The sequence below is a fragment of the Bacillus sp. FSL R5-0434 genome, from assembly GCF_038004745.1.
Lineage (GTDB): Bacteria > Bacillota > Bacilli > Bacillales > Bacillaceae > Bacillus > Bacillus halotolerans.
The window spans coordinates 2,967,309-2,980,203 of sequence record NZ_JBBORV010000001.1 but is presented as its reverse complement, the minus strand read 5'-3'; the positions used below and the strand labels follow the sequence as shown (position 1 = coordinate 2,980,203).

Below are 12,895 nucleotides of genomic sequence, written 5' to 3'. Positions count from 1 at the left end.
GTTGAGGTTTCCGTTTTTTCATGAGCTTTTATAGATAAGAAAGGGGGATCAGTATGCCGCGCGCATTGAAAATTTTAGTGATAGGGATGTTTATTAATGTGACAGGGGCATCCTTTTTATGGCCGCTTAACACGATCTATATTCATAATCATTTAGGAAAGTCGTTAACGGTCGCGGGGATTGTCCTTATGCTGAATTCCGGCGCCAGTGTGGCAGGGAATTTATGCGGCGGGTTTTTGTTTGATAAAATCGGCGGGTTCAAATCCATCATGCTCGGAATTGCGATTACGTTAGCAAGTCTGGTGGGTCTCGTCTTTTTTCATGATTGGCCGTTTTATATCGTGCTGCTTACGATTGTCGGGTTTGGTTCGGGTGTTGTTTTTCCGGCCAGTTACGCAATGGCTGGATCAGTGTGGCCTGAAGGGGGAAGAAGGGCATTTAATGCGATTTATGTCGCACAAAACGCAGGTGTTGCCGTCGGTTCTGCGCTTGGCGGCGTGGTGGCGTCTTTCTCGTTTTCATACGTATTTTTGGCGAATGCCGCGCTGTATGTGGTCTTTTTCTTTATCGTATATTTCGGATTTCGAAATATTCAGACGAAGGATGTGTCTCAAACGTCTGTGCTTGATTATGACGCTGTAAGCAGCAAAGCAAAATTTACGGCTCTGGTCATATTGAGCAGCGGGTATGTGCTCGGATGGCTGGCATATTCTCAATGGTCTACCACCATTGCATCGTACACGCAAAGCATCGGAATGTCTCTTTCTTTATATAGTGTGCTGTGGACGATTAACGGAATTTTAATTGTGGTTGGACAGCCGCTTGTCAGCTTTTTTGTGAAAAAATGGGCTGAGTCGCTGAAAGCGCAAATGATCATTGGTTTTGTCATTTTTATTGTGTCTTACAGCATGCTGCTGACTGCGAAGCAATTTCCAATGTTTCTGGCTGCCATGGTGATCTTGACCATCGGGGAAATGCTTGTTTGGCCTGCCGTGCCGACGATTGCCAACCAGCTTGCGCCTAAAGGAAAAGAAGGATTTTATCAAGGGTTTGTGAACAGCGCTGCGACAGGTGGCAGAATGATAGGGCCTTTGTTCGGAGGAGTGCTCGTCGATCATTCCGGCATTCACGCTCTTGTTTTATCACTTTTGGTTTTGCTTATGATCAGCATAGCCACGACGATTTTATACGACAAACGGTTAAAATCAGCTGATAAAGCGAATAAGCAGGCTTCAGTTTCTTCATAAGAAAGATCCCGCCGGATGAGCGGGATCTTTTTACATAATCGGAAGTACGTTAACGGCATCCTTTACATTAGAATATGTTTTCAGCGATGAGAAATTAGCATCCAGTTTATTCATCTTCATGGCCAATTCGGGCTTAATGCCGGTAATAATTAATTCTGTTCCGGTCAATTTCAGCAAATGGCTCAGCTTGAAAATCTGGTCGGCGGTTTGTTCATTTACTTGGGCCAAACCTGATAGATCAATAATCAAATAATCATCTTTGGATGTTGATAAAATATTCGTCAATGTGCTGACGATGGAATTAAATCGCTCCTCTGTCAGGTTGCCGACTAGCGGAAGAGCCGAAATGCCGTTGCGAATCGGCACAATAGGAGTTGAAAGTGCAGTAATTTCTGTGAGGGAATCCTCGAGAAGCTGTTCATACTCTTTTTGCTTGGTAATGTCATTTTGAATGCCGACAAAATAGGTTTTGTCTTCTATTTCCAGCGGATCAATATATAACTCATTCCAGAACATCGTTCCGTCTTTTTTGTAGTTTTGAATCTGAACTGTAACCGGCTCTTTATTTTGTAAACCGGCTCTGATGTTGTCCACTTCACCAGCGTCTGTATCTTTCCCCTGTAAGAAGCGGCAGTTCTTTCCTAAAATTTCCTCGGCCTCATAGCCGGTCATTTGAACAAAGCCTTGGTTTACGTAGACAATCGGATTATCTTCAAGTGCAGGATCTGTAATCACTACACCGACTCGCGCGTGATCAAGCGCTTTTTTGATAACGTCCAGCTGTCCTTTTATTCCGAATGATTGAAAACTACCCATATAATTCCCCCTTAGGCCGCCAGCTTGCTGTGCGAAAGCCTGATATTCCCCTTTTTTTAATGAATTCTACAGTAACCGTAGCACAACACATGTTCTGATTCAAGCAAGCGCAGTTTGTTGTTTGTCATTCGGGCTTGTCCTCGTATACACTAAAAATAAGAACAGAGTTTGAACATATGAACGGAAAGGTTTCTACATGCTAAATAAGTGACTAGGTAAATGTCACTGGGTGAAAAATGAATCTAATGCATCAAGCTTACCGATCATGTGTTCACATATAATGGAAGAAACAAGCTTTTTTCAGATTTGCCAGTATGTAGATATCGAAAATCATCGGAATCGTTTAAGGGGGCTGGATGGCCTGAAGTCGCTTTACGAAATAAGGGCTTTAGGAAGGTGATGATGAAGATGCTGCATCAGGTATTAATTGCTTGTGTAATTGGAGGAATCATGGGGATTCTCGGTCATGTGAAAAAGAGAGGCAGACTGGAGAAACCTAGGATGACAAAGCGGTTTATCTATCTTGGATTTTTGGAAGATTGGTTTATCGGCATGACGGCTTCCATTTTACTTGTACTATCCGCTGACCCCGATTCAGGAATTCAACTTGTCATCTTATCCATAATCTCAGGCTACGGCGGTGAAGCTGTTCTCAGAAGCTTTGATTTTGTAAGAGAAATGAACAGCGGCGGCGAACCGGCCGAGTCGAAACGTCAAACCAAAACTCCACCAGAATAATTGTCCTCAATCTTCGCCCGTTCAGGGTACATTCCCATTGTATACAAACCTGCTTGCACTTATGAACAGAATTCTATAAAATACAGTTAAGATTACGGTTGCGAAAAGAACAATGAAGAGGAGCAGTAAGAAGCAGATATTGTTTCAGAGAGTTGACGGCTGGTGAAAGTCAATCAAGTTTGTTTCCGAACTCACCTCAGAGTTGCAGCGGTGAAAAGCCGCTGACGCATAACTGCGTTAAAAGTATCAAGTGAGTGCGGCGTCTGCCGCGCTAACGAGGGTGGTACCGCGGGAAAACGAAAGTCTCTCGTCCCTTTTAGGGATGAGGGAGTTTTTTTTAGTTTGGGAATATTCTGAATATAATTGTCCCTTTCCCGTCAATACTTGAACCATAAAACGCCGTATTCAATCAGAAGGAGGTTTTTACTTTGAGTTTTCAGCACAAAGAGATAGAAAAGAAATGGCAAAATTATTGGCTGGAAAACAAAACATTTGCCACTCTTGATCATAATGAGAAACAAAAATTTTACGCGCTGGACATGTTTCCTTATCCGTCTGGAGCGGGTCTGCACGTCGGACACCCTGAAGGCTATACAGCAACGGATATCCTCTCCCGCATGAAGCGCATGCAGGGGTATGACGTTCTTCATCCGATGGGCTGGGACGCATTCGGTCTGCCGGCTGAGCAATACGCTCTCGACACCGGGAATGACCCGGCAGTGTTTACGAAGCAGAATATTGATAATTTCCGCCGCCAAATTCAGGCGCTCGGTTTTTCATATGATTGGGATCGCGAAATCAACACGACAGATCCTGAATACTATAAATGGACACAATGGATTTTCTTAAAGCTTTATGAAAAGGGCCTTGCTTACGTTGATGAGGTGCCGGTAAACTGGTGCCCTGCACTCGGTACGGTTCTTGCCAACGAAGAAGTCATCGACGGAAAGAGTGAACGCGGCGGCCATCCGGTCGAAAGACGCCCGATGAAGCAGTGGATGCTGAAAATCACAGCTTATGCGGACAGGCTTCTTGATGACTTGGAAGAGCTTGATTGGCCGGAAAGCATTAAAGACATGCAGCGCAACTGGATCGGCCGTTCTGAAGGTGCGCACGTTCATTTTGGCATAGACGGACATGATGAATCATTTACGGTGTTTACAACAAGACCTGATACATTGTTTGGCGCTACATACACTGTACTTGCTCCGGAGCATGCATTGGTAGAAAAAATCACAGCTGCTGAGCAAAAAGAAGCTGTCGAAGCTTATATCAAAGAAATTCAATCAAAGAGTGACCTTGAGCGCACGGATCTCGCGAAAACAAAGACAGGCGTCTTCACGGGAGCTTATGCGATCAATCCTGTAAACGGTGAAAAACTGCCGATCTGGATCGCAGATTACGTTCTTGCTTCATACGGAACAGGTGCAGTCATGGCTGTTCCCGGTCACGATGAGCGTGATTTTGAATTCGCCAACACATTCGGCCTTCCAGTCAAGGAAGTCGTGAAAGGCGGAAACGTGGAAGAAGAAGCGTACACAGGCGACGGAGAGCACGTAAACTCTGACTTCCTGAACGGGCTTAATAAACAGGAAGCGATTGAAAAAATGATCGCTTGGCTGGAAGAAACGAAAAACGGCGAAAAGAAAGTCACTTACCGTCTGCGCGACTGGCTCTTCAGCCGCCAGCGCTACTGGGGCGAGCCGATTCCGATCATTCATTGGGAGGACGGAACGTCAACAGCTGTGCCGGAGGAAGAACTGCCGTTGATTCTGCCGAAAACAAACGAAATCAAACCGAGCGGCACCGGCGAATCACCGCTTGCGAACATTAAAGAGTGGGTTGAAGTCACAGACCCTGAAACAGGGAAAAAAGGAAGAAGAGAAACGAATACAATGCCGCAATGGGCGGGAAGCTGCTGGTATTTCTTGCGCTACATTGATCCGCACAATCCGGATCAGCTGGCATCACCTGAGAAAATGGAAAAATGGCTTCCGGTTGATATGTATATCGGCGGCGCGGAGCATGCTGTGCTTCACCTTCTGTATGCCCGTTTCTGGCACAAGTTCCTTTATGATATCGGGGTAGTGCCGACGAAAGAACCGTTCCAAAAGCTGTATAACCAAGGAATGATTCTCGGTGAAAACAACGAGAAAATGAGTAAGTCAAAAGGGAACGTTGTCAACCCTGATGAAATCGTTGCCTCTCACGGCGCTGATACGCTGAGATTGTACGAAATGTTCATGGGACCGCTTGATGCTTCAATTGCCTGGTCTGAATCAGGCTTAGACGGCGCACGCCGCTTCCTTGACCGCGTATGGCGCTTGTTTGTTGAAGACAGCGGTGAGCTTAATGGCAAAATCGTTGAAGGCGCCGGTGAAACATTGGAGCGCGTCTATCATGAAACAGTCATGAAAGTGACAGACCACTATGAGGGCCTGCGTTTTAACACAGGTATTTCTCAGCTGATGGTCTTTATCAATGAAGCCTACAAAGCGTCAGAGCTGCCGAAGGAATATATGGAAGGTTTTGTGAAGCTTCTTTCTCCTATCGCGCCTCACCTCGCGGAAGAGCTGTGGGAAAAATTAGGCCATAGCGGTACGATTGCATATGAGGCTTGGCCTGTATATGATGAAGCAAAACTTGTTGACGACGAAGTTGAAATCGTTGTTCAGCTGAACGGAAAAGTGAAAGCGAAACTACAGGTTCCTGCAGATGCGACGAAGGAACAGCTCGAACAGCTTGCTCAAGCAGATGAAAAGGTCAAAGAGCAGCTTGAAGGCAAAACCATTCGTAAAATCATCGCGGTGCCGGGCAAGCTTGTCAATATTGTGGCAAACTAATCCTGAAAAAATCCCCTTTGTCAAAAAGGGGATTTTTTTCATCAGTCTCAAAATAGCAATCGTCCAGCTGACTTTGATATACTGAACATGATTATTGGTGAATAGGAGTGTTTTCTTTGGAAATAAAAGAAATCAGCACAGCTGCTTTGCAAGAAAAAATCGAGGCGGATGAAGAATTGTATTTGATTGATGTCAGAGAAGATGAAGAGGTTGCGGAAGGCATGATCCCGCAAGCGGTTCATATTCGCATGGGGGATATTCCTGAAAAAATGGACACCCTCGATAAAGACAAAGAGTACACTTTTATCTGCCGATCAGGGATGCGCAGCATGAATGTCTGCAGGTATTTGGATGAGCAAGGCTTTAAAACAGTCAACGTAGAAGGCGGCATGATGGCCTGGGAAGGCGAAACGAAACCGAAAAACTAGGGGAGAGATCACCCCTAGTTTTTTTTATTTGTATGCTGGAAGCCAATCGCCGTGCGCTTCAAATAAATCATCACACATAGAAATAATGTCATTGATGGACAGCTCCGCACTTGTATGCGGGTCAAGCATGGCTGCCTGGTAGACAGCTTCTTTTTTTCGTGTAACAGCAGCTTCAATGGTCATCAGCTGTGTGTTGATATTCGTTCTGTTTAACGCTGCGAGCTGCTCAGGAAGTTCTCCGGCAAAGCACGGGGTTATTTTTTTTCTGTCGGCGACGCATGTCACTTCAACTACCGCTTTGGAAGGAAGGTTTGTGATGAGTCCGGTATTTAAGACGTTTCCTCCGAAGGTGAACGGCTGATTCGTTTCCATTGCTTCTATTATTCTTGAGCCATATTCCTTTGAGCGTTTATGGGTGAGGTTTTTATTGTTAACAATGTCATCCCTCATTTTCTCCCAATCTTCTATCTGTTTCACGCATCTTCTTGGATATTCGTCCAGCGGGATCTGCAGCTCGTTGATCAATTCAGGATAATTCCGCTTAATAAAATAAGGATGGTATTCTGCGTTGTGCTCTGAAGATTCCGTGACGTAATAACCGAACTTATCCATCAATTCAAATCGCACCATGTCATGATGCTTTGTTTTTTGCTTTTCTCTCGCTCTCTTTTTGATTTCGGGATATAAATCAGCGCCGTCCTTTTTCACTTCCAACAGCCATGCCATATGATTGATGCCTGCGATTCGTTCTTCAATCCCGTCGTGCTCCATACCGAGAGATCTAAATAAATCTCTTGTGCACACTTGGACGCTGTGGCAGAGCCCGATCGTTTTCACATCCGTATAGCGAAGCATAGCGCCAGTCAGGGAGGCCATTGGGTTTGTATAGTTTAAAAACCAAGCGTCGGGACACATTTCCTCAATATCTCTTGCGATATCAAATAACACAGGGATTGTCCTGAGTGATCTGAATATCCCGCCGATGCCCACTGTGTCGGCAATCGTCTGCCGCAATCCGTATCGTTTAGGAATCTCAAAATCGATGACTGTGCTTGGTTTATAGCCTCCGACCTGAATGGCATTAATCACATAGCCCGCTTGCTGCAAAGCCAGTTTTCTGTCGTCATAGCTGTTGATAACCACGCTCAGATTATAGCGGTCTCTCAAATTTTCGAGCATAAGCTGAGATTCCTGCAAGCGTTTTGGGTCAATGTCGTAAAGCGCAAATTCAAATCCATTTAACGCCTCCGTTAACAAGCAGTCTCCTAAAACATTTTTTGCGAAAATTGTGCTCCCTGCACCGATAAATGTGATTTTTTTCATGTCGGTTCCTCCTTTATTTCATTATCCTTTTACCGCGCCTGATGATAGCCCGGCAATAAAGTATTTTTGCAGCGCCAGAAACAGAATGACCATCGGCAGCATTGCCATGATGGCAGCCGCGGCGACCAAATGCAGATTGTTGGCGTTTTCTCCGAAAAACCCGGCCAGTGCGACAGTAAGTGTCTGCACCTTCTGATCCTGTAAAAAGAAAATCGCAAATTGATAGTCATTCCATATAAAGACACAGGAAATAATACAGATGGTGGCAGTGATCGGCTTCAGCAAAGGAAATACGATCGTAAAAAAGATTTTCAGCATTCCCGCTCCATCCATTCTTGCCGCTTCTTCAAGCTCTTTTGGAATGGTTGAACGGATAAAGCCGGAATACAAAAACACGGTTAACGGCATATACGCCGCTGTATTGATCAAAATGGCGACTGCGTGTGTGTTGACCATGCCGGCGTCCACGACCATTCTGTACAAAGGCACCATGGACGTTAACGGAGGAATGATCATAATTGAAATCAGCAGCGCGAAAACGGCTTTATTCAGCTTGGTTTCCCGCCGGGCAAGAGGATAGGCGGCCAGTGAGCCGAATATGATTAATAACAATGCCGAAACACCTGTGATGATGATTGTGTTGATAAACGAGTTGCCAAGTGAAGCGCGCTCCCATGCCTCAGAAAAATTTTGAAAGGAAATGTCAGATGGAAACAGCCATTTGGAACTGTAATCTCCTTTTTCTTTCAATGAAGTGGTCAGCAGAATGTAAAAAGGAATGAAATGCGCACAGGCTACAATGGCAGCGAGGAGTGTAATAAACCGCAGTTTGTTTGAGCGGGCGGCTCTCATGACATTTCCGTCTCCTTTCTTTTAAAGTACGCAAGCGCGCAAAAGCTGATGATCAAAATGACAAATGCCATAAATATGCCTTGTGTCGCAGCATATCCGGCATCCTGCCGTTTAAAATACAGGTCATACATAAACGTTGACATCGATTGCGACGCGTTTCCGGGTCCGCCTGCAGTGAGCGCAATTATCACGTCAAACAGCTTTAAGCCTCCGATAATGTTGATGACCATATTGATCGTGATCGAAGGCATTAACAGCGGCAGGGTGATGCCAAAAAACTGCTGGCCCCGTGTCGCGCCATCCATTTCCGCTGCTTCATAGTAATCTTTCGGAATGCTTTGCAAGCCTGCCAAATAGACAATCATGGCGATGCCGACATATTGGTACGTGTTAATCATGACGATGATCCATGGGTTCGAAGACGGACTGGCGAGCGCGTTGATCGGGGTGATGCCGAAAACGCCAAGCAGGTCATTAAGCGCGCCTCCGTCATAAGAAAAGAAAAAGTACCAAATGTAGCCCATAATGAGCGGACTGATCATAACCGGCAAATACACAATGGTCCTTGTTATCGCTTTCATTTTTATGCTTTGATTTAATAGCAGGGCGTACAGAAGCCCAATGCCGTTTTGAAAAAAGGTGCTGCCGAGTCCGTATAGCAGCGTGTTTTTTAAGATATGCCATGTGTCGGGATCCGCAAACAGCCTTTCATACTGAGCGAAACCGACCCACTGATAAACCTGAGAAAATCCGTTCCAATTTGTGAAGGTGATAAAAGCGCCTTTTACAAACGGATAAATCATGAAGATCAAAACGGAGAGCAGAGCCGGAATATACATCCACCAAAGTGAGGATTGTTTTTTCGGCTTGACCTGTTTCACATGAACATCTCTTGCGATCTCACTCATTGTTTTCAGCTCCCTGTGTTCCAGATTGCTCCCGGAGTCGTTTATATTCTCTTCCCAGCTTTTTAGAAATCTCGTTGGGTGTCAAAATGTCTGCCGCAAGCTCCTGGCCGACCGTTCCCATTACATCCCACATCCCGTTCGGCAGGTACAATCGGTCGAAATAGGGCTCAACTTTCATGTTCTGATAATGCTGATAGTCTTTGGCATAGAAAATATCAGCTTTTACATTGGTCAGCCCTGAAGGAAGCGATGTGGCTTCAGCCATTTCTTTCGCATGGGCGGGACGAGCCATAAATGCGATAAATTGCTTTGCTTCCTTTAAATGAGGCGAGTCTTTCCATGCTGCCAGGGTATAGCGCTCGCCTCCAATCCATATCGGGTCATCACCGGAGTGAATAGCTGGTGTCGGGATAATCCCAACCTTTACATTCGGGTTAATTTGGGCGACGTCTTGGCCGAGGGTGCCGCCCTGCATGGTAAAAGCAATTTTGTTTTGAGCCATTAACTCAATGAGCTGTGATTTTTTTGCTGTTACGGCATCGATATTGATGAGTTTTTCTTTCTGCATTTGTTTGAGGGTATCTGAAAGATAAGTAAATTTGCTCCAATTGAAGGTGCCGTCAATGAGCTGTTTCTTTTCATTATGGGCAGGATCTGTGATGAGAAGAGGTGTTGCGAATTGGTCATAATATTGGGCGAAAGAGCTTTTGTCATATCCGGCGAACCAGAAAGGAACGATTTCTCCATTGCTTTTTTCTTTAATCGTTCTCAGTGCTTTTATAAAGTCATCCATCGTTTCCGGCGGGTCAATGCCGAAACGGTCTAACATATTGCGGTTGTACGCCAGGCCGTCCTTTGCCTGGTTGATCGGATATGCGTATACCTTTCCGCTTTTGTTTTTAAGGATGCTGTTTAAATTTGGATCAAGATTCTGAGTCCAGTTCATATCCCGGAGATCGGCTGTATACTCCCCGTACCTGATTTTCCCCCAGCCATGAGTATCAAAGAGATCAGGCAGATCATTGGCGGCCATTCTGACACGCATCATATTTTCATAGTCATTGCCTGGGAAATGAATGCTGACGCGAATGCCGCTTTCCTTTTCGAACGCTGCGGCTAGTTTTCTGAATGTGTTTCTTTCACTGTCTGTTGACATCGTAGAATAAATGGTTAACGTCTTTTTGCCCGTATCTGCAGCGCTTTCTTCAGATGAGCAGCCCGGCAGAATCAGCAGAATAAGAGAGAGAAATAAAACAAATATGTGTTTCATCTTTTCCTCCTTATGATCTTGATGAACGTTTATCTTGCGTCACCTCCTTAGCTGTGTATCCGCAGCTTTGCCTGATGATCAGTGTTGTCGGCAGGGTGACTTGATGAGGAATTGTTCGGCCGTTAAAGCGGTCGAGAAGCTGTTTTACGCCTGTGCGGCCCATTTCCTCTGTATGCACTTTCACCGTGGTTAAAGGTATGCTGGCAAACTCGGCCTCTTCAATGCCGTTAAAGCTGACAATGGCTGTATCTCGCGGCACATGCAGATCGGCTTCCCGAAGTGCTTTCAATGCGCCGATGGCCATAGAATCACTTGCGATAAAAAAGGCTTCCGGCAGCTTGCCTTGAGTGATGGCTTTTTTCATCAGACGATAGCCCTCGCGCATGCTGTAATCGCCGACCAGGACGTGTTCAGGCTGAGGATGGGCGGACTGCAAAAAGGCAGTCTGGCGTTTGTCCTCAATTGTTCTGCGAATGCTTTGGCCGTCCCTCAGTGTATGCTCCTTCTCCTGCCCGCCGATATAGCCTAATCGTTGGTAACCTAAATCGAAAAGGTGATCAATTGCCTGGCGTGCGGCGGCTTCAAAATCAATCCCAATCGAGTCGTATATCTGCGGATCGGGAGAATGATTGATAAATACGGCATGCTCCAATCGGCCGCTGATATGCTGAACGGCTTCGTCATGGACACGGCCGATAACAATAATACCGTCTAATTCCCGAAAAATATGCTCCTGGAAGGAACCGAGATGGATGGAGTTTGTAATGAAAATTTCCTGTTCAAAGCATTCTTTTTCAATTCCTTTGCGAATAGAAGAAAAATAAGGATCCTGCCGTTCTTCATCGGGAGATAAGCAGCTCAGCACCCCGATAAGCGGCTGGGCGCGCTGTTTTTGTCCGCGGGCTTTTCGGCGTTTAGCGACAGTTTGATAGCCTAGCTCTTCAGCGATACTGATCACTCTTTGTCTCGTTTCACCAGCCACAGAAAGCGAATGATCTTCATTTAAAATTCTCGAAACAGTAGCATTTGAAACGTTCGCTTTTAAGGCGATATCTTTTATACGAACCATGGTTACTCCCTTTCATTTGAATGAGATTTACTAAAACAAAAGAAATATTTTACTCATACGTTTTTGATAAATTGATACTATCATATGAAAGTAAGCGGTTACAATAATGAATTTCAGAATATTTCGTTATATTTAGTGAAAGTTTAGTAAACCACGATTTTTGTTTCTGTATGCTGTGTGAAAAATAAAGGGAATAACAAATCCGTCTCGTACATTGAAGATAAGCGAAAAAGGAAGGGTGATGGGATGAGTAACGAAAAAAGAGAGCTGCTGTTTCGATTGCTTGGTGATTTGCCTGATCGGAAGCATACGGGGGCGGAAACGCTGCGTATTGAGGAAAAAGAGGGATATATAATTGAAACGCTGCTGCTTGATATAAATGGGCTTGAAAAGGTGCCTGCATATTTTGTGAAGCCGAAAGCCGCAAAAGGACGGTGCCCGGTTATATTATTTCAGCATTCGCATGGCGGGCAGTATGAGCGGGGAAAAAGTGAACTGCTTGAGGGAGCGGATTATTTGAAAGCGCCTTCTTTTGCTCGGGAGCTGACTTCTCTCGGATATGGCGTATTGGCAATCGACCATTGGGGATTTGGAGACAGACGGGGCAAATCAGAAAGCGAGATTTTTAAAGAGATGCTTCTGACGGGCAGGGTGATGTGGGGCATGATGATGTACGACAGTATAAGAGCCATTGATTATGTGCAGGGCCGCCCTGATATTCAGCCTGACAGAATCGGAACGATCGGCATGTCTATGGGGGGCTTGATGGCTTGGTGGACAGCGGCGCTTGATGAACGGATTAAGGCATGTGTGGATTTATGCAGTCAGGTTGACCATCATGTACTGATTGAAACACAGAATCTTGACCGGCATGGCTTTTATTATTACGTTCCGTCTCTTGCCAAGCACTTTTCTGCATCAGATATCCAAAGCCTGATCGCACCGCGACCGCATCTTAGTCTTGCCGGCATACATGATCGGCTAACACCCGCTGAGGGAGTGAACAAAATCGAAAAAGAATTAACAGCTTTGTATGCTGAAAAAGGGGCTTCTGATTGTTACCGTATGGTGCGCTCCGCTTCAGGGCATTTTGAAACAGCTATGATGAGGCATGAAGCTCTGCAGTTTTTGAAAAAGTGGCTGTGACATGAAAAAGGGCAGGCTTTACGTGTTTTTCTGAAATGGTTCTAAACAGGTAAGGAGGCGAGCATCTGCCCGTCTCTTCTTTTTTTAGTGGATCAATACAGTTATCAGGAATATACATGATAAATAGATTTTGTTTATGAGGAAATGGCGTTCTGATATTGACAGAATTGTGTATACATAATAGTATTCTAATTGTTAACCTTAATTTATAAATGGTTAACAAATAGAATGCTTTCTTCTGTAATCAAAGCTGAA

At 45.1% G+C, this 12,895-nt stretch carries 11 protein-coding genes and 1 other annotated feature; of the genes, 5 read left to right on the top strand and 6 right to left on the bottom strand.

From position 1 onward, the window contains the following. The first annotated feature begins 53 nt into the window (after window positions 1-53). Window positions 54-1,247 carry an MDR family MFS transporter gene (locus tag NYE43_RS15445; protein ID WP_044153739.1) on the top strand — a complete coding sequence of 398 codons (1,194 nt, stop codon included), beginning with the start codon at window positions 54-56 and terminating at the stop codon, window positions 1,245-1,247. 30 nt (window positions 1,248-1,277) lie between these two features. Here the strand turns inward: NYE43_RS15445 and NYE43_RS15440 are convergent, their stop codons facing one another. After that, window positions 1,278-2,063 (bottom strand): blue-light photoreceptor, encoded by a 786-nt coding sequence (locus NYE43_RS15440; protein WP_095714559.1) that lies wholly within the window; start codon window positions 2,061-2,063, stop codon window positions 1,278-1,280. A 402-nt stretch (window positions 2,064-2,465) separates the two neighbouring features. Here NYE43_RS15440 and NYE43_RS15435 point away from each other — a divergent pair, with 402 nt between their 5' ends. The 3 genes from NYE43_RS15435 to NYE43_RS15425 all read left to right on the top strand — a co-directional run bounded on the left by NYE43_RS15435 (window position 2,466) and on the right by NYE43_RS15425 (window position 6,072). Further along, the gene (locus NYE43_RS15435; protein ID WP_003223352.1) at window positions 2,466-2,801 is read left to right on the top strand and encodes a DUF4257 domain-containing protein; all 336 of its coding nucleotides are present in this window, start codon (window positions 2,466-2,468) and stop codon (window positions 2,799-2,801) included. Between the two features lie 103 nt (window positions 2,802-2,904). Then, window positions 2,905-3,119: a binding site (T-box leader), on the top strand. 110 nt (window positions 3,120-3,229) lie between these two features. After that, a complete protein-coding gene (gene leuS / locus NYE43_RS15430; RefSeq protein WP_095714558.1) occupies window positions 3,230-5,644 on the top strand; it encodes a leucine--tRNA ligase in 2,415 nt (804 codons plus the stop codon). 116 nt (window positions 5,645-5,760) lie between these two features. Beyond that, window positions 5,761-6,072, top strand: a complete 312-nt coding sequence (locus NYE43_RS15425; protein WP_024122561.1) for a rhodanese-like domain-containing protein — start codon at window positions 5,761-5,763, stop codon at window positions 6,070-6,072. A 24-nt stretch (window positions 6,073-6,096) separates the two neighbouring features. Here the strand turns inward: NYE43_RS15425 and melA are convergent, their stop codons facing one another. The 5 genes from melA to NYE43_RS15400 are packed head-to-tail and all read right to left on the bottom strand — an operon-like array spanning window position 6,097 to window position 11,494. Beyond that, complete coding sequence (gene melA / locus NYE43_RS15420) at window positions 6,097-7,395, bottom strand: alpha-galactosidase MelA (RefSeq protein ID WP_341062196.1); 1,299 nt, start codon at window positions 7,393-7,395, stop codon at window positions 6,097-6,099. A 21-nt stretch (window positions 7,396-7,416) separates the two neighbouring features. After that, window positions 7,417-8,247, bottom strand: coding sequence for a carbohydrate ABC transporter permease (locus NYE43_RS15415; RefSeq protein WP_341062195.1), 831 nt, complete (start codon window positions 8,245-8,247; stop codon window positions 7,417-7,419). Beyond that, window positions 8,244-9,155: a carbohydrate ABC transporter permease gene (locus tag NYE43_RS15410; RefSeq protein ID WP_095714556.1), complete on the bottom strand. Its 912-nt coding sequence runs from the start codon at window positions 9,153-9,155 to the stop codon at window positions 8,244-8,246. Before NYE43_RS15410 ends, NYE43_RS15415 begins: the two co-directional genes overlap by 4 nt. Then, window positions 9,148-10,425: an ABC transporter substrate-binding protein gene (locus tag NYE43_RS15405; RefSeq protein WP_101860089.1), complete on the bottom strand. Its 1,278-nt coding sequence runs from the start codon at window positions 10,423-10,425 to the stop codon at window positions 9,148-9,150. Before NYE43_RS15405 ends, NYE43_RS15410 begins: the two co-directional genes overlap by 8 nt. 10 nt (window positions 10,426-10,435) lie before the next feature. After that, window positions 10,436-11,494: a LacI family DNA-binding transcriptional regulator gene (locus NYE43_RS15400; RefSeq protein WP_198097388.1), complete on the bottom strand. Its 1,059-nt coding sequence runs from the start codon at window positions 11,492-11,494 to the stop codon at window positions 10,436-10,438. Window positions 11,495-11,740: 246 nt separating this feature from the next. Between NYE43_RS15400 and NYE43_RS15395 the strand changes: the two genes are divergently transcribed. Beyond that, window positions 11,741-12,640 (top strand): dienelactone hydrolase family protein, encoded by a 900-nt coding sequence (locus NYE43_RS15395; protein WP_341062194.1) that lies wholly within the window; start codon window positions 11,741-11,743, stop codon window positions 12,638-12,640. Window positions 12,641-12,895: the final 255 nt, after the last annotated feature.